Annotated in this window: 15 protein-coding genes; 10 read left to right on the top strand and 5 right to left on the bottom strand. The window is 71.4% G+C overall.

The features are described from left to right. Window positions 1-43 precede the first annotated feature (43 nt). Window positions 44-493 (bottom strand): GNAT family N-acetyltransferase, encoded by a 450-nt coding sequence (locus tag BLW78_RS22925; RefSeq protein ID WP_091682323.1) that lies wholly within the window; start codon window positions 491-493, stop codon window positions 44-46. Between the two features lie 176 nt (window positions 494-669). Here BLW78_RS22925 and BLW78_RS22920 point away from each other — a divergent pair, with 176 nt between their 5' ends. The 3 genes from BLW78_RS22920 to glyS all read left to right on the top strand — a co-directional run bounded on the left by BLW78_RS22920 (window position 670) and on the right by glyS (window position 4,428). Next, window positions 670-1,578, top strand: a complete 909-nt coding sequence (locus tag BLW78_RS22920) for a glycine--tRNA ligase subunit alpha (RefSeq protein ID WP_091682321.1) — start codon at window positions 670-672, stop codon at window positions 1,576-1,578. A gap of 254 nt (window positions 1,579-1,832) precedes the next feature. Next, entirely contained in the window at window positions 1,833-2,276 is a 444-nt protein-coding gene (locus BLW78_RS22915) for a DUF3828 domain-containing protein (RefSeq protein ID WP_091682320.1), read from the top strand. 52 nt (window positions 2,277-2,328) lie between these two features. Continuing rightward, entirely contained in the window at window positions 2,329-4,428 is a 2,100-nt protein-coding gene (glyS, locus tag BLW78_RS22910) for a glycine--tRNA ligase subunit beta (RefSeq protein WP_091682318.1), read from the top strand. 179 nt (window positions 4,429-4,607) lie between these two features. Here the strand turns inward: glyS and BLW78_RS22905 are convergent, their stop codons facing one another. Together BLW78_RS22905 and BLW78_RS22900 are read right to left on the bottom strand one after the other, a co-directional pair. Further along, on the bottom strand, window positions 4,608-5,288 hold the full coding sequence (locus tag BLW78_RS22905; protein ID WP_091682316.1) for a 3-oxo-tetronate 4-phosphate decarboxylase: 681 nt from the start codon (window positions 5,286-5,288) through the stop codon (window positions 4,608-4,610). Further along, a complete protein-coding gene (locus tag BLW78_RS22900) occupies window positions 5,285-6,292 on the bottom strand; it encodes a LacI family DNA-binding transcriptional regulator (RefSeq protein WP_091682315.1) in 1,008 nt (335 codons plus the stop codon). The genes BLW78_RS22905 and BLW78_RS22900 overlap by 4 nt, the downstream gene beginning before the upstream one ends. 308 nt (window positions 6,293-6,600) lie before the next feature. Between BLW78_RS22900 and BLW78_RS22895 the strand changes: the two genes are divergently transcribed. The 5 genes from BLW78_RS22895 to denD all read left to right on the top strand — a co-directional run bounded on the left by BLW78_RS22895 (window position 6,601) and on the right by denD (window position 12,008). Continuing rightward, window positions 6,601-7,923 carry an MFS transporter gene (locus BLW78_RS22895; RefSeq protein ID WP_091682313.1) on the top strand — a complete coding sequence of 441 codons (1,323 nt, stop codon included), beginning with the start codon at window positions 6,601-6,603 and terminating at the stop codon, window positions 7,921-7,923. A 106-nt stretch (window positions 7,924-8,029) separates the two neighbouring features. Next, window positions 8,030-8,938: an L-threonate dehydrogenase gene (ltnD, locus tag BLW78_RS22890; RefSeq protein ID WP_091682311.1), complete on the top strand. Its 909-nt coding sequence runs from the start codon at window positions 8,030-8,032 to the stop codon at window positions 8,936-8,938. A 12-nt stretch (window positions 8,939-8,950) separates the two neighbouring features. Beyond that, the gene (gene otnI / locus BLW78_RS22885) at window positions 8,951-9,733 is read left to right on the top strand and encodes a 2-oxo-tetronate isomerase (RefSeq protein ID WP_091682310.1); all 783 of its coding nucleotides are present in this window, start codon (window positions 8,951-8,953) and stop codon (window positions 9,731-9,733) included. After that, on the top strand, window positions 9,730-11,004 hold the full coding sequence (gene otnK, locus BLW78_RS22880) for a 3-oxo-tetronate kinase (RefSeq protein ID WP_091682309.1): 1,275 nt from the start codon (window positions 9,730-9,732) through the stop codon (window positions 11,002-11,004). Before otnI ends, otnK begins: the two co-directional genes overlap by 4 nt. A gap of 26 nt (window positions 11,005-11,030) precedes the next feature. After that, window positions 11,031-12,008: a D-erythronate dehydrogenase gene (gene denD, locus BLW78_RS22875; protein ID WP_091682307.1), complete on the top strand. Its 978-nt coding sequence runs from the start codon at window positions 11,031-11,033 to the stop codon at window positions 12,006-12,008. Window positions 12,009-12,012: 4 nt separating this feature from the next. Here the strand turns inward: denD and BLW78_RS22870 are convergent, their stop codons facing one another. Together BLW78_RS22870 and BLW78_RS22865 are read right to left on the bottom strand one after the other, a co-directional pair. Then, window positions 12,013-12,414 (bottom strand): type II toxin-antitoxin system VapC family toxin, encoded by a 402-nt coding sequence (locus BLW78_RS22870; protein WP_091682304.1) that lies wholly within the window; start codon window positions 12,412-12,414, stop codon window positions 12,013-12,015. Further along, on the bottom strand, window positions 12,414-12,653 hold the full coding sequence (locus tag BLW78_RS22865; protein WP_091682302.1) for a type II toxin-antitoxin system VapB family antitoxin: 240 nt from the start codon (window positions 12,651-12,653) through the stop codon (window positions 12,414-12,416). Before BLW78_RS22865 ends, BLW78_RS22870 begins: the two co-directional genes overlap by 1 nt. Window positions 12,654-12,735: 82 nt before the next feature. Between BLW78_RS22865 and recQ the strand changes: the two genes are divergently transcribed. Both recQ and purL read left to right on the top strand, forming a co-directional pair. Then, window positions 12,736-14,577, top strand: a complete 1,842-nt coding sequence (gene recQ / locus BLW78_RS22860) for a DNA helicase RecQ (RefSeq protein ID WP_091682301.1) — start codon at window positions 12,736-12,738, stop codon at window positions 14,575-14,577. A gap of 154 nt (window positions 14,578-14,731) precedes the next feature. After that, window positions 14,732-16,957, top strand: coding sequence for a phosphoribosylformylglycinamidine synthase subunit PurL (purL, locus tag BLW78_RS22855; RefSeq protein ID WP_091682299.1), 2,226 nt, complete (start codon window positions 14,732-14,734; stop codon window positions 16,955-16,957). Window positions 16,958-16,974: the final 17 nt, after the last annotated feature.

Below are 16,974 nucleotides of genomic sequence, written 5' to 3'. Positions count from 1 at the left end.
ACCGCCACGCTTGGGTGTCCCGGCGCACGTGGGGCGCCCGCGCTTAAAAGATCCTGCGGTACTGCACGAAGCCCGACTTGTCGGCGATCCGGTCGTAGAGCTGCATCGCGTCCGCGTTGGTCTCGTGCGTCAGCCAGTGGACGCGGGAGCAGCCGGCGGCCTGCGCGGCCGCGTAGACGTGCTCGATCAGCCGGCGGCCGATCCCGAGCCCGCGGGTGCCGTCCGCCACGAACAGGTCCTGGAGGTAGCAGTAGTCGCCGATCGTCCAGGCCGAGCGGTGGCGGATGTGGTGGACGAGGCCGACCGCCTCGGCACCGCGCCACGCCAGGGCACCGTCCACCGGCTCGGCCTGATCGTTGAGGCGCTGCCAGGTCGTGTCGGTGACAACGTCCGACAGGTCGACCTTGTAGAAGGACTGGTATCCCCGCCAGAGCGGCAGCCAAGCGTCCCGGTCGCCGGGGCCGATCGGGCGGATCGCGAGGTCAGGATCCATGATTCTCTCCGTGGGTGCGCAGCCAGCGGACCATCATCGGCACCGCATAGGCAACCCGGGCTGCCCGCGCCGCGCCCCCTCGGTCGACACCCTCCGCCTTGCACCCCTCGCCGCCCGCACCTAAACCGGCCCGCCGGCGGCCCCAGCCGCCGCGCGATCCCGAACCGCCGAGACCGATGTCCCAGAAAAAATCCTTCCAGGGTCTGATCCTGACGCTTCAGGAATTCTGGGCGGCGCAGGGCTGCGTGATCCTCCAGCCCTACGACATGGAGGTCGGTGCCGGCACGTTCCATCCGGCCACGACCCTGCGGGCGCTCGGCCCGAAGCCCTGGAAGGCGGCCTACGTTCAGCCGTCGCGCCGGCCCAAGGACGGCCGCTACGGCGAGAACCCCAACCGGCTCCAGCACTATTACCAATTCCAGGTGATCCTGAAGCCGAACCCGCCGAACCTGCAGGAGCTCTACCTCGCCTCGCTCGCCGCCATCGGCGTCGACCTGAAGCTTCACGACATCCGCTTCGTCGAGGACGACTGGGAGAGCCCGACCCTGGGCGCCTGGGGCCTCGGCTGGGAGTGCTGGTGCGACGGGATGGAGGTCAGCCAGTTCACCTATTTCCAGCAGGTAGCGGGCTTCGAGTGCGCGCCGGTGGCGGGCGAGCTGACCTACGGGCTGGAGCGGCTCGCCATGTACGTCCAGGGCGTTGAGAACGTCTACGACCTGGACTTCAACGGCGCCGAGGGCGCCGACCGGATCACCTACGGGGACGTGTTCCTGCAGGCCGAGCAGGAGTACTCCCGCCACAACTTCGAGGCGGCTGACACCGCGATGCTGTTCCGCCAGTTCACCGACGCGGAGGCCGCCTGCCGATCCTACCTTGCGGCCGGCGCGCCGGACGCGGACGGTGAACGCCACCGCATGGCGCAGCCGGCCTACGACCAGTGCATCAAGGCGAGCCACGTGTTCAACCTGCTCGACGCGCGCGGCGTGATCTCGGTGACGGAGCGCCAGAGCTACATCCTCCGCGTGCGCGAACTGGCCAAGGCCTGCGGCGCGGCGTGGTTGAGGACCGCCGCCGGCGGGGCGTGAGGTCGGCGCTGGCGCTCGACCAGACGGCTGCGGACGACGCAGTCCGGAGTGCCCAGATGCGCCGCCGTCTTTGCGAGCGCAGCGAAGCAATCCAGGGTCGCGCCTCGCTGCCAGACGTCCCGACGCCCTGGTTCGCTTCGCTGTGCTCGCGATGACGGAGCTGCCCCTCATCGCGGAGCCCCTTGAGCCCTCGCGCGTTGCAACCCCCGCCAACCGGCGCGCCTCGGCGCGTCCGCAGACGCGGGATATGCCCAATGAAGAAGACGATCCTCGCCCTCAGCCTCCTCGGATTCGGCCTCGCCCCCGCGCTGGCGGCCGATCCCGGGCCTGAGGCCACGGTGAAGAAGCTCTACGCCGAGCCGCACCCGAATCACTCCTCCGTGTACTCGAAGCGCCTGCAGGGCCTGTTCGACGCCGACGCGAAGCAGGCCAACGGCGCCGCCGGCAACCTCGATTTCGACTACCGCCTGAACGGCGAGCCCCTGAAGCCCGACACGGTGAAGAACCTGACCTTCAAGGAGGCCACCGAGGGCAAGGACCAGGCGAAGGTCACGGTCGAGCGTAAGGGCGGCAACGGTGCCAACGTCATCGTGTACGACCTCGTGCGCGAGGACGGCGGCTGGAAGGTCTCCGACGCCCACGCGATCGGCGACCGCAAGTGGCAGCTCTCGACCATCCTCAAGGGCGAGTCGCGCTGAGCCCCGCGCGCGGACCCTCGACAGGGGTGCGGCGCGGCGATATGGCCGCCCCATGCCCGACCTCCTGCTCGAACTCCGCTCGGAAGAGATCCCCGCCCGCATGCAGCGGCGCGCGGCGGAGGATCTGAAGAAGCTCGTCACCGACGCCCTCGTGGCGTGCGGCTTCCTGTACGAGGGCGCCCGGGCGTTCTCGACGCCGCGCCGCTTGGCGCTCCACATTGCCGGCCTCCCCGCCCGGGGCGAGGCCGTGCGCGAGGAGCGCCGCGGCCCGCGGGTCGGCGCGCCCGAAGCGGCCGTCCAGGGCTTCCTGAAGGGCGCGGGCCTGACGAGCCTCGACCAGGCCACGACCGTCACCGACCCGAAGAAGGGCGAGTTCTACCTCGCGGTGATCGAGCGGCCCGGCCGCGAGACGCTCGACGTGCTCGCCGAACTCCTGCCCGAGATCGTCAAGAGCTTCCCCTGGCCGAAATCCATGCGCTGGGGCGCGGCCTCGGCCGAGCCGGGCTCGCTGCGCTGGGTGCGCCCCCTGCAGTCGATCGTCGCGACCTTCGGGCCCGAGACAGAGACGCCGGAGGTGGTCCCCGTCTCGGTCGCCGGGATCGCGGCCGGCACCGTGACCTACGGCCACCGCTTCCTCGCCCCCGAGGCGATCGAGGTGCGCCGGTTCGACGACTACATCCAGGCGCTGGAGCGCGCGAAGGTCATACTCGACGCCGACCGGCGCAAGGACGTGATCCTGCACGACGCCCGCGACCTCGCCTTCGCCCGCGGCCTCGACCTTGTGGAGGACGAGGGTTTGCTGGAGGAGGTGTCCGGCCTCGTGGAATGGCCGGTGGTGCTGATGGGCTCGTTTGACGAGAGCTTCCTCGACATCCCCGCCGAGGCGATCCGGGCGACCATCCGGGCGAACCAGAAGTGCTTCGTTCTGCGCAAGGGCGGCTCGGAGGACCTGGCGCCGGCCTTCATCCTAGTCTCGAACCTCGTCGCCACCGACGGTGGCCAAGCGATCACCGCCGGCAACGAGCGGGTGGTCCGGGCGCGCCTGTCCGACGCGAAGTTCTTCTGGGAGACCGACAAGGCGACCCGCCTGGAAGACCGGCTGCCCAAGCTCGACGCCATCGTCTTCCACGAGAAGCTCGGGACGCAGGGCGAGCGGATCGCCCGCATCGCGGCCCTGGCGAAGGACCTCGCGCTGCGGGTGGGGGCCGACCCGGAGCTCGCCGAGCGCGCCGCGAGCCTCGCCAAGGCCGACCTCGTCACCGAGATGGTCGGCGAGTTCCCCGAGCTCCAGGGCCTGATGGGCCGGAAATACGCGGCGCTCCAGGGCGAACACGACAGCGTCTGCGCGGCCATCGAGGAGCACTACAAGCCGCTCGGCCCCTCCGACCGGGTGCCGACCGATCCGGTCTCGATCGCGGTGGCGCTCGCCGACAAGCTCGACACGCTGGCGGGCTTCTGGGCGATCGACGAGAAGCCCACGGGCAGCAAGGACCCGTTCGCACTGCGCCGGGCGGCGCTGGGCGTGATCCGGCTGATCCTCGACCGCGGCCTGCGCCTGCGGCTGCTGGAGCAGGTCGGCGCTGCGGATCGCGGCCTCGCCGGGCGGGCCGGTGCCGACGCGCGGGATCTCCTCGGCTTCCTCGCCGACCGCCTGAAGGTCTATCTCCGCGACCAGGGCGCCCGCCACGACCTGATCGACGCCGTCTTCGCCCTCCCCGGCCAGGACGACCTGCTGATGGTCGTGCGCCGCGTCGAGGCACTCGGCCAGTTCCTCGACACCGAGGATGGGAAGAACCTGCTCGCGGGCTACAAGCGCGCGGCCAACATCCTGCGGATCGAGGAGAAGAAGGACGGCCGCGCCTACGATTCCGCGCCGGACGCGGCGCTGGCCACCGCGGGCGAGCCGGCCGAGCGTGCCCTGGCCGAGGCCCTGGCGAAGGCGCGCGAGACCGCCTCGGCGGCCGTCGCCCGCGAGGATTTCGCCGGCGCCATGCAGGCGCTCTCGACGCTGCGCGCGCCGGTCGACGCGTTCTTCCAGGACGTGACCGTCAACGCCCCCGATCTGAAGCTCCGCGAGAACCGCTTGGCTCTGCTCAACGCGCTGCGCGCCGCGACGCGGGAAGTGGCGGAGTTCGCGAAGATCGAGGGGTGAGGCGCAGACCACCGCAGCCCCATCCTACCATCCTCCCCCTCATCCTGAGGTGCCGGAGCGTCGCGGAGGCCTCGAAGGAGGGCTCAGGGATCGCGGCGGCGTCTGGAGGACTCCTTCGAGGCTCGCTGCGCTCGCACCTCAGGATGAGGGGGTCTGATGGGAGAGCGGACCCACCGCCCTCACCCGTGATCGTGGCCGGCATGGTCGTCCGGCTCCGGCAGGGTCAGGCCGAAATGGCTCACCAGATCCGCCACCTGCCCGGGGCTTAGCTGCCGCGGGTTGAGGTTGCGCAGGAGCAGGTAGAGCTTGGCGGTCTCTTCCAGCTCCTCGGTGGCGAAGACCGCGCCCTCCAGGCTGTCGCCGGCCACCACCGGGCCGTGATTCGCGAGCAGCACCGAGCTGTACTTCCCCGCCAGGCCCCGGATCGCGTCCGCCACGGCCGGGTCGCCTGGGCGATAGTAGGGCACGAGCGCCGTGCCGCCGGTCCGCATCAGGTAGTAGGGCGTCAGCGGCGGCAGCACCTGCCTGGGGTCGACCTCCGGCAGCATCGAGACCGCCACCGCGTGGGTCGAGTGCAGGTGGACGATGGCCTTTGCCTCGTTCCGGCTCTCGTAGAGCGCGCTGTGCAGCGGGATCTCCTTGGTGGGCTTGTCGCCGGAGACCAGCCGCCCCGCATCGTCCAGCCGCGCGATCCGCGCCGGGTCGAGGAACCCGAGCGACGCGTTGGTCGGCGTCACCAGCCAGCCGCCGTCGGGCAGGCGCAGCGAGATGTTGCCGGACGAGCCCGGCGTCAGGCCGCGCTCGAACAGCGAGCGGCCGTAGCGGCAGATCTCCTCGCGCAGCCGGCTCTCGTCGCTCATGCGGTCGCTCCCTCGATCAGCTCGAATCCGAGATCGATTCTTCTCGGGCCTGCGCCGGTCAGGCAGGCGGCGGCCTGCCGGCCGATCTCCAGGCGCGGCGTGCGCACCGTCGACAGGGGCTGCGGCATCGCCGCCGCGAAGTCGAGCCCGTTGAAGCCGAACAGCGCGACCCGTCCCGGCACCGCCAGCCCCGCCGACAAGCAGGCGAAGTAGCCGCCGAGCGCCATGTCGTCGTTGGAGAAGTAGACCGCGTCGAGATCGGGCACGCGCGCCAGCAGCGCCTCCAGCCCGGCCCGGCCCGAGGCCGGCGAGGACGGTCCCGTCCGGATCTCCTTGCCGTGGAGCGCCAAACCCGCCTGCCCGAGCGCGGCCTCGAACCCGGCGAGCCGCTTGCCCGCGCGCAGGTCGACCGCGAGGTCGTGGCCGAGATAGCCGATCCGCCGGTACCCGCGCGCCACGAGGTGGCGCGCGCTCGCCGCCCCCACGGCCCGGTTGGAGAAGCCGACCACGGCGTCGATCCCCTCCCCATCCGTGTCGATCATCTCGACCACGCGCACGCCCCCGGCCTTCGCCAGGGCCACCGTCCCGGGATTGTGCTCCAGCCCGGTGAGCAGCAGCGCCGCCGGCCGCCAGGACAGGAGCGCGGCGGCCAGCGCCTCCTCCCGGTCCGGGTCGTAGTCGCTCACCCCGATCACGCAGGGGATGCCGTCGGCGTCGAGGGCGGCGGTGAGGCCGCGCAGCAGGTCGGGGAAGACCACGTTGGCGAGCGACGGGATGACGACCCCCACGAGCCGCGCGCTCGCCCCCTGGCCGGCGAGGCTGCCGGCGAGGCGATTCGGAACGTAGCCGAGACGGGCGACCGCCTCCGCCACCCGCTCGCCGGCGCGCTTGGAGTAGGAGCCGTGGTTGCGCAGGACCCGCGAGACCGTGCTCTCGCCGACCCCGGCCTCGCGGGCGACGTCGGTGAGGGTGACGAGCCGCCCCGGCGGCTGGATGTCGTCCATGGCCCCGCTCTCCCGACGCGGTATTTTTTTCACGACGCCCGTCGAACCTCCCGGCGTCCTTCCCTCATCCTGAGGCGACCGCGAAGCGGGCCCCGAAGGAGGCCTCCGCCACGCTGCAGCGCCTCGGCATAAGGCAGGAATGGGAAGACCGTCCGCGTCGATCCACGACTGACATAGCGGCCTGCATTATCTCGCACAACCGGATTGGCAGCGCTGCCAAAAGGCGATATGGCACCGCCCCAGCGCCGCCCGACAAGCGGTGAAGAGCAATGTCCGGCAGCCGTGCGGCCCGGACCAGGGAGTACGCCATGTCGGTTCAAGCCGCCCCGCTGGGGGGCGCCACCGCACCCGCGGACGAGAAGTCCTTCGCCGACCGCACCTACGCGAAGGTGTTCTGGCGCCTCGTGCCGTTCCTGATGCTCTGCTACGTCGTGGCGTATCTCGACCGGGTGAATGTCGGCTTCGCCAAGCTCCAGATGTCCCAGGAGCTGAAATTCTCCGAGACGGTCTACGGCCTCGGCGCCGGCATCTTCTTCCTCGGCTACTTCCTGTTCGAGGTGCCCTCGAACGTGATCCTGCACCGGGTCGGCGCCCGGGTGTGGATCGCCCGGATCATGATCACCTGGGGGGTGATCTCCGGGGCGTTCCTGTTCGTGAACTCCGAGTGGAGCTTCTACGGGATGCGCTTCCTCCTCGGTCTCGCCGAGGCCGGGTTTTACCCGGGCGTCATCCTCTACACGACCTCGTGGTTCCCCGCCCATCGCCGGGCCCGGGTGATCGCCGTGTTCATGGCGGCGATCCCGATCTCCGGCATCTTCGGCAACCCGCTCTCCGGCTGGATCATGGACGCCTTCAACGGCGCCCACGGCCTGTCGGGCTGGCAGTGGATGTTCCTGATCGAGGCAGTGCCGGCGGTGCTGATCGGCCTCGCGGTGTTCTTCTACCTCGACAACCGCCCCGCCGAGGCCAAGTGGCTGACCGACGCCGAGAAGCAGCTCCTCGAGCGCGACATCGCGGCCGACAACCAGGGCAAGGAATCGAGCCCGCACTCTATCGCCACCGTGTTCCGCAACGGCCGCGTGTGGTTCATGAGCCTGATCTACTTCGCCTTCGTCACCGGCCAGTACGGGCTGACCTTCTGGATGCCGACGATCGTCAAGGCGTCGGGCGTGCAGGGCAACTTCAACATCGGCCTGATCAGCGCGATCCCGTTCGTCTGCGCGGCGATCGTGATGATCCTGCTCGGCCGCTCCGCCGACCGGATGCGCGAGCGCCGCTGGCACCTGATCATCCCGGCGCTGATCGGCGCGGTCGCCTTCGTGGTCTCGGCCAATGCCGGCTCGACGACGCTCGCCATCGCGGCGCTGTCGGTGGCGGCGGCCGGCGTGCTGACCTGCTCGCCCCTGTTCTGGTCGCTGCCCACGGCGTTCCTCAGCGGCGCGGGCGCGGCGGCCGGCATCGCGCTGATCAACTCGGTTGGGAACCTCGCGGGCTTCGTCAGCCCCTACGTGATCGGCGCCCTGCGGGATGCCACTGGCAGCACCGCCACGGGCCTCTACGCGCTCGCCGCCATGCTGGTGGTCGGCGCGGTCTGCGTGTTCGTGACGCCCGCCCGGATGGTCAACCGCTGACCTCTGATCCGGGCGCGACCTGGCCCCTCTCCCGCACGGGAGAGGGGACCCGCGCTTCGAGCGGCGACGCCGAGGCGCCCTTTCCTAGCTTCAGGAGCCGTCCCCGATGACCAACGCAACACCCCGCGCCGCGGTGATCGGCCTGGGCTCCATGGGCTCCGGGATGGCCGGCTCGCTCCTGCGCGCGGGCTTCGCCGTCTCCGCCTGCGACGTGAACCCGGACGCGGTGGCGCGCTTCGCGACCGCCGGCGGCTGGGGCGCCGCGAACCCCGCCGAGGCGGCGCGGGACGCCGACGTGGTGGTGAGCGTGGTGGTCAACGCCGCCCAGACCGAGGCGGTCCTGTTCGGCGAGGACGGCGCCGCCGCCGCGATGCCGGAGGGTGCGGTGTTCGTCTCCTCCGCCACCATGGACCCGGCCGTCGCCCGGGCGCTGGCGGCGCGGTTGGAGGCCACCGGCCGCCACTACCTCGACGCCCCGATGAGCGGCGGCGCCGCCCGCGCGGCCGAGGGCGGCCTGACCTTCCTGGCCTCGGGCTCGGCGGCGGCCTTCGCGAAGGCGCGGCCCGCCCTCGATGCCATGGCGGGCACGCTCTACGAGCTCGGCGACGCCGCCGGCCAGGGCGCGGCCTTCAAGATGATCAACCAGCTGCTCGCGGGCGTTCACATCGCCGCCGCCTCGGAGGCGATGGCCTTCGCGGCCAAGCAGGGGCTCGACCTCCGGCGCGTCTACGAGGTGATCACCAAGTCGGCCGGCAATTCCTGGATGTTCGAGAACCGGGTGCCGCACATCCTCGACGCCGACTACAGCCCGAAGAGCGCGGTCGACATCTTCGTCAAGGATCTCGGCATCGTGCAGGACATGGCCCGGGCTGAGAAGTACCCGGTGCCGGTGGCGGCGGCGGCCCTGCAGATGTTCCTGATGGCGTCGGGCGCCGGCATGGGCCGGGACGACGACGCCTCAGTGGCGCGGCTCTACGCCCAGGTCTCGGGGGCGAAGCTGCCCGAGAAAGCTTGAGGGGACAGAACCATGCCGCGTTTCGCCGCCAACCTGAGCCTCATGTTCAACGAGGTGCCGTTCCTCGACCGGTTTGAGGCCGCGGCCCGGGCCGGGTTCGACGCCGTCGAGTTCCTGTTCCCCTACGAGCACGCGCCGGACGACATCGGCGCGCGGCTCCGGGCGAACGGCCTGACCCAGGGCCTGTTCAACCTGCCGCCGGGCGACTTCGCCCAGGGCGAGCGCGGGATCGCGGCCTTTCCCGAGCGGTTCGACGAGCTGAAGGCGGGGGTCGACACGGCGCTCCGCTACGCCGAGGCGACCGGCGTCGGCCGGCTCCACCTCATGTCGGGCCTCGCCCCGTGGGACGATCCCAGGGCGGTCGAATCCTACCGCCGGGCCGTGACCTGGACGGCGGAGCGGCTGGCGTCGGCCGGCCTCGACCTCGTCCTGGAGCCAATCAACGGCCGCAACATGCCGGGCTATTTCCTCAACGATTTCGGCCGCGCGGCCGACCTGATCCGCGAGCTCGCCCTGCCGAACCTGAAGCTCCAGTTCGACCTCTACCATTGCCAGATCCTGCACGGCGACGTGACCGTGCGGCTGCGCGCCCTGATGCCGCTCATCGGCCACGTCCAGACCGCGAGCGTGCCCGAGCGGCATGAGCCCGGCACCGGCGAGATGGCCGACTTCTTCCTGTTCGACGAGCTGGACCGGCTCGGCTACCGCGGTTTCGTCGGCTGCGAGTACATTCCGGCCGCCGACACCGTCGCGGGCCTCGGCTGGCTCGCCGCCTACAAGGGGAGCGCCCGATGAGCCTCGCGCTGGGATGCGTCGCCGACGACTACACGGGCGCCTCGGACCTCGCCAACACGCTGACCAAGGCGGGCCTGCGCACGATCCAGACCATCGGCGTGCCTGAGGACGGCCGGTCGCTGCCGGAGGCCGACGCGGTGGTGGTGGCCCTCAAGAGCCGCTCGATCCCCGCCGACCAGGCCGTGGCGCGCTCCCGCGAGGCGGAAGCCTGGCTGCGGGCCCGGGGCGCGGCCCACGTGATGTTCAAGGTCTGCTCGACCTTCGACTCCACCGATGCGGGCAATATCGGTCCCGTGATGGACGCCCTGCGGGCGGAGGCGGGCGAGACCGTCGCCCTCGTCACCCCGGCCTTCCCCGAGACCGGGCGGAGCGTCTACCAGGGCAACCTGTTCGTCGGCTCGGTGCCGCTGAACGAGAGCCCGCTCAAGGACCACCCGCTCAACCCGATGCGCGACGCCAACCTCGTGCGCGTGCTCGGGCGCCAGAGCGGCAGTCCCGTCGGCCTGATCGACACCGCCACGGTGTCGAGGGGCGCGGAGGCCGTGGCCGCCCGCCTCGACGCCCTCGCGCAGGAGGGCAAGGGCGCCGCCATCGCGGACGCGATCTTCGACAGCGACCTCGAGGTGCTCGGCCGGGCGATCGTCGGCCGCAAGTTCTCGGTGGGCGCGTCCGGCCTCGGCCTCGGCCTCGCCCGGGCGCTCGCGGCCGACGGGCGGGGAACCAAGGACGCCGCCGGCGCGGCCGTGGGCGAGCCGGTGGGTGGCGCCTCCGCCTGCCTCGCCGGCAGCTGCTCGCAGGCGACCCTCCAGCAGGTCGCCGCCGCGGAGGCGATCATGCCGGTGCTGCGCCTCGACCCGGCGCGGCTGCTCGCGGGCGACGACGTGGTCGCCGAGGCCCTGGCCTTCGCGGACAAGCACTTGGCCTCGGGCCCGGTACTGATCGCCACCTCGGCCCCGCCCGAGGCGGTGCGCGCGCTCCAGGCCGCCCACGGCGTCGACGCGGCCGGCCACGCCATCGAGGCGGCGCTGGCAGCGATCGCCGAGGGCCTCGTCGCCCGTGGGGTGCGCCGGCTCGTGGTCGCTGGCGGCGAGACCTCCGGCGCGGCGGTCGACCGGCTGGGCCTCACGGCCTTCCTGCTCGGCCCCGAGATCGCCGCGGGTGTGCCGGTGCTGCGCACGGCGGGCCGGCCCGAGCCGATGCTGCTCGCCCTCAAATCCGGCAATTTCGGCGGCGCCGATTTCTTCGGCCGCGCCCTCGACATGATGGCCTGACGCCACAACCCGACGGGAGGTTTTCCATGCACGCCCTGATTCTCGGCGCCGCCGGCATGATCGGCCGCCGCCTCGTGGACGCCCTGGTGAGGGATGGCCGGGTCGGTGGACAGCCGCTCACCGCCCTCACGCTCCTCGACGTGGTGCCGCCGTCGGCGCCCGAGGGCTTCTCCGGCCCGGTGCGGGCCGAGGCCGCCGACCTCACGGCGCCCGGCGCCGCCGAGGCCGCCATCGCCGAGCGGCCGGGGGTCATCTTCCACCTCGCCGCCGTGGTCTCCGGCGAGGCCGAGGCGAACCTCGAGCTGGGCTACCGGGTCAACCTCGACGGCACCCGCCTGCTCCTCGACGCGATCCGGGCGGCCAGCGCGGCGGACGGATACCGGCCGAAGCTGGTCTTCACCTCCTCGCTCGCGGTGTTCGGGCCGCCCTTCCCCAAGGTCATCCCGGACGACCACATCCTGCGCCCGGCCTCCTCCTACGGGGTCCAGAAGGCCATGGGCGAGCTGATGCTCGCCGACTACGCCCGCCGCGGCTTCCTCGACGGGATCGGCCTGCGGCTGCCGACGATCTGCGTGCGGCCGGGCAAGCCCAACAAGGCGGCCTCGGGCTTCTTCTCGGGGATCATCCGCGAGCCGCTCGCCGGCCAGGAGGCGATCCTGCCGGTGCCCGACACGGTCCGGCACTGGTTCGCCAGCCCCGCGGCGGCGGTGGGCTTCCTGATCCACGCGGCCGGGCTCGACCTCGAGGCGATCGGCCCGCGGATCAGCCTGACCATGCCGGGCGTCTCGGCGACGGTGGCGGAGGAGATCGAGGCTCTGCGCCGCGCGGCGGGCGACAAGGCCGTGGCGCTGATCCGGCCCGAACCCGACGCCACCATCGCGCGGATCGTCGGCTCCTGGCCGGAGGCGTTCGAGCCGGAGGCCGCCCTGGCCCTGGGCTTCCGGGCGGATGAATCCTTCGACGCGATCGTGGCCCAGCACGTGGCCGAGTTCCACGGGGGCTGAAGCCTCAGGCGAGGGCGGAGCGGATGTCGGTCTGCGGGAAATCGTCGCCGACATAGAGCAGCGGCACGCCGTGCACCTGTGCGCAGGCATAGGCGAAGCAGTCGCCGAGGTTCAGGCGCGCCGGGTGGCGGCCCTTGCCGTAGCGGGCATGGGCCGCAACGGCGATGCGGATTTCTGCAAGGCCGAGGGAGACCATCCCGATACCGACCGTCTCGCGGAAGCTGTTCACGAGTCTCTCGGCGGTCTCAGGCGGCAGCGACCGAATGCGAGCCACCGCCAAGACAGCCTCGAACTGGGCGAGGGCGCTGGTCAGACGATGCGGAGCTTGGCGGAGACAATCTGCCACCCGTTCATATCCCTGCTCCTGGCATAGGATCGCCACCAGCGCCGACGCATCGATGAACATCAGTCCTCATAGAGGCTGTCGTAGAAGGTCTTGTCGGCCTTGAGGCCGGTCTTCGGGTAGGCGGCAAGGGCCTCCTGTATCGGGCGGATCTTCTCCAGAAATTCGGTCAGCGACTCTTCCCGCCGATCCAGCTCGTTCTGAAGCGCGATCCGCACCGCCTCGGTCTTGCTCACGCCGGCCCGCGATGCCAGCTTCTCGGCCAGCTGATTCACCTCTTCGCTGCGGATGTTGAGCGGCATGGCGGCCCCCGTGTAGACACGGAGAGGCTAGTGTCTACACACCCCTGCCGCAAGGGCGGCCAGACCCCGACCAAGGATCCCGATGACCCGCCTCGACGAGGCCCGCGCCGCGCTGAAGAAGACGTTCGGCTACGAGGATTTCCGCCCCGGCCAGGACGAGGTGATCGGCGCGGTGCTCGACGGGACCGACGTGTTCGCCGTGATGCCCACGGGCTCGGGCAAGTCGATGACCTACCAGCTCCCGGCGCTGGTCGATCCGGGGCTCACCGTGGTGGTCTCGCCGCTGATCGCGCTGATGCACGATCAGGTCCAGCAGATGCGCAGCGTCGGCATCCGCGCCGCGACCCTGAACTCGACGGTCGGGGAATCCGAGTCCCGCGAGACGTGGCGCGCCCTGCGCTCCGGCGACCTGCGGCTGCTGTTCGTCTCCCCCGAGCGCCTGCTGATGGACGGCTGCATGGACGCCCTGCGCGGCGCCGGCGTCCGGCGGCTCGCCGTCGACGAGGCCCACTGCGTCTCGCAGTGGGGGCACGATTTCCGACCGGAGTACCGTGAGATCGCCCGCGCCCGGACGGCGCTGGGCAACGTCCAGACCCTGGCGCTCACCGCCACCGCCGACGCCGCGACCCGCGCCGAGATCGCCGAGCGCCTGTTCCCGCAGGACCGGCCCCCGAAGATCTTCGTCCACTCCTTCGACCGGCCGAACATCCGGCTGACCTTCCAGGCCAAGGACAACCCGGCCCGGCAGATCGAGCGGTTCCTGAAGCACCGGCGCGCGGAGAGCGGGATCATCTACTGCTCGTCGCGCAAGCGCACCGAGCAGCTCGCCGAAACCCTCCGGAAGGACGGCTTCGACGCCCTGCCCTACCATGCCGGCCTCGACCAAGCGACGCGGATGGCCAATCAGGACCGGTTCCTGCAGGAGGACGGGGTGGTGATGACCGCCACCGTCGCCTTCGGCATGGGCATCAACAAGCCGGACGTGCGCTTCGTCTGCCACGCCGACATGCCCAACAACGTCGAGGGCTACTATCAGGAGATCGGCCGCGCCGGCCGCGACGGGCTGCCCGCCGACACCCTGACCCTCTACGGCCTCGACGACATGGCGCTCCGCCGCCGCCAGATCGACGAGAAGGAGATCTCGGACGACCGCCGCCGGGTCGAGCGGCGCAAGCTCGAGGCGATGATCACCCTGTGCGAGGGCGCCACCTGCCGCCGCCAGTCGCTGCTCGCCTATTTCGGCGAGTCGAGCGGTGCTTGCGGCCGCTGCGACCTGTGCCGCGGCGGCGTCACCCTCGTGGACGGGACCGTCCCGGCCCAGAAGATCCTGTCGGCGATCGTGCGCACCGGCCAGCGCTTCGGCGCGGCCTATATCTGCGACGTGGTCCACGGGAAGGAGAGCGACCAGATCCGCCGCAACGGCCACGCGAGCCTCAAGACCTTCGGGGTCGGGGCCGACAAGCCGGTGGCGGCGTGGCGGGCTATCCTGCGCCAGCTCTTCGCCGCCGGGGCGATCGCCGAGAACGCCGACGGCTACGGCGGCCTGTCCATGACCGAGAAGGGCGAGGCGATCCTGTTCGGCCGGGAGCCGGTCCAGCTCCGCCCCGATCCGGAGCCGAAGACCGAATCCCGCGAGCGCCGCCGGGCCGCCGCCCGCGAGGACGGTGAGATCGCCCTCTCGGAGACCGACGAGGCGCTGTTCCAGCACCTGCGCGGCCTGCGCGCCACCCTGGCCCGGGCCGAGGGCATCGCGGCCTTCATGGTCTTCCCAGACCGGACCCTCATCGAGATGGCCCGCCAGAAGCCCGTCGATCTCTGGGCGCTGCGCACCGTCCACGGGGTCGGTGAGCGCAAGCGCGAGGCTTACGGCGACAAGTTCGTGGCCGCGATCGCCGATTTTCTGGCCCATCCGCCGGCCGCGTGACCGGCACCCATACACGGCCAGCAGGGCCGGCGTATTGCAACGCGGTGGCGGAACGCACTAATCCGTCACCGTCGCCGCGCGCGGCCCGGTTCGGGTCGCGCATCGGGTCGAGGGCCCTGCCGGGGCTCCCGGACCGCCCTCGTCGAGACCGCCCATGTTCCGCAACGACGTTCCGATCACCCCCGAGCTCGTGGCCCAGCACGGCCTGACGCCGGACGAGTACGAGCGCTTCCGCGGCCTGATCGGGCGCGACCCGACGCTGACCGAGCTCGGCATCGTCTCGGCCATGTGGAACGAGCACTGTTCCTACAAGTCCTCCCGCAAGCATTTGCGCGGGCTGCCGACCTCGGCGCCGTGGGTGATCCAGGGGCCGGGCGAGAACGCGGGCGTCATCGACATCGGCGACGGCCACGCCTGCGTCTTCAAGATGGAGAGCCACAACCACCCGAGCTACATCGAGCCCTACCAGGGCGCGGCGACCGGGGTCGGCGGCATCCTGCGCGACGTCTTCACCATGGGCGCGCGGCCGATCGCGGCGCTCAACGCCCTGCGCTTCGGCTCCCCCGATCATCCGCGCACGCGCGCCCTCGTCTCGGGCGTGGTCGCGGGCGTCGGCGGCTACGGCAACTCCTTCGGCGTGCCGACCGTCGGCGGCCTGACCGGCTTCCACAAGCGTTATGACGGCAACATCCTGGTCAACGCCATGGCGGTGGGGCTCGCCCGCACCGACGGCATCTTCTACGCGGCCGCCGCCGGCGTCGGGAACCCGATCGTCTATCTCGGCTCCAAGACCGGCCGCGACGGCATCCACGGCGCCACCATGGCGTCGGCCGAGTTCGACGAGGAATCCGAGTCGAAGCGCCCGACCGTGCAGGTCGGCGACCCCTTCGCCGAGAAGCTGCTGCTGGAGGCCTGCCTGGAGCTGATGGCCTCGGGCGCGGTCATCGCCATCCAGGACATGGGCGCGGCGGGGCTCACCTGCTCGGCAGTGGAGATGGGCGCCAAGGGCGACCTCGGCGTCGAGCTCGACATCGACAAGGTGCCGGCCCGCGAGGAGGGCATGACCCCCTACGAGATGATGCTCTCGGAGAGCCAGGAGCGCATGCTCATGGTGCTCAAGCCCGGCATGGAGGCCGAGGCGGAAGCCATCTTCGTGAAGTGGGGCCTCGACTTCGCGGTGATCGGCCGGACCACCGACACGCTGCGCTTCGTGATCAAGTGGCACGGGGAAACGGTGGCCGACCTGCCGATCAAGGAGCTGGGCGACGAGGCCCCGCTCTACGACCGGCCGCACCTCGCCAACACGCATCAGCCGGTGATCGCGGCCGCCGATGTGGCGGCCCCGGCCTCGCTCACCGACGCGCTGAAGCGCCTCGTCGGCTCACCCGACCTCGCCTCGAAGCGCTGGGTGTTCGAGCAGTACGACCACTTCATCCTGGGCAACACTGTCCAGAAGCCCGGCGGCGACGCCGCCATCGTGCGGGTCGAGGACGGGCCGAAGGGGCTGGCGCTCACCTGCGACGTCACCCCGCGCTACTGCGAGGCCGACCCGGTCGAGGGCGGCCGGCAGGCCGTGGCCGAAGCGTGGCGCAACATCACGGCGGTCGGCGCCAAGCCGCTCGCCATCACCGACAACCTGAACTTCGGCAACCCCGAGAAGCCCGAGGTGATGGGCCAGCTCGTCGGCTGCCTCCAGGGCATCGGCGAGGCCTGTCGGGCGCTCGACTTCCCGGTCGTGTCGGGCAACGTCTCACTCTACAACGAGACCAACGGCGTCGGCATCCTGCCGACCCCGACCATCGGCGGCGTCGGCGTCCTGGACGACGTGGCGCGCCACGCGACCATCGCCCTGAAGCGCGAAGGCGACGTGCTGGTGCTGATCGGGGACAGCGAGGGCTGGCTCGGCCAGTCGGCCTACCTGTCGGTGATCGAGGGTCGCGAGGAGGGGGCGCCGCCGCCCGTCGACCTCGCCCTGGAGCGCCGCAACGGCGACTTCGTCCGCGGCCTGATCCAGGCCGGCACCGTCGACACGGTCCACGACCTCGCGGATGGCGGCCTCGCCGTCGCGCTCGCCGAGATGGCCATGGCGGGCCGGATCGGCGCGGCGCTCTCCGACGTGCCGGTGGACCTGCCGGCCCACGCCTACCTCTTCGGCGAGGACCAGGGCCGCTACCTGCTGGCGGTGCGGCCGGAGGCGGCCACCGATCTTCTCGCGGCTGCCGCGGCACAGGGCGTGGCCGCGGCCTCGGTCGGCGTCGCGGGCTCCGACCGTTTGACCCTGCCGGGCGGCGAGACCATATCGCTCGCCGACCTGAATACGGCGCACGAGGGCTGGCTGCCCGACTACATGGCGAGCCAACCGGCCGCGCCGGCCGCCTGAGCCCCGTTCTGACGAGG

The sequence above is a fragment of the Methylobacterium sp. 275MFSha3.1 genome (genome assembly GCF_900108435.1).
GTDB lineage: Bacteria > Pseudomonadota > Alphaproteobacteria > Rhizobiales > Beijerinckiaceae > Methylobacterium.
The sequence above is the reverse complement of the archived record's forward strand: the minus strand, read 5'-3'. Positions and strand labels throughout refer to the sequence as shown.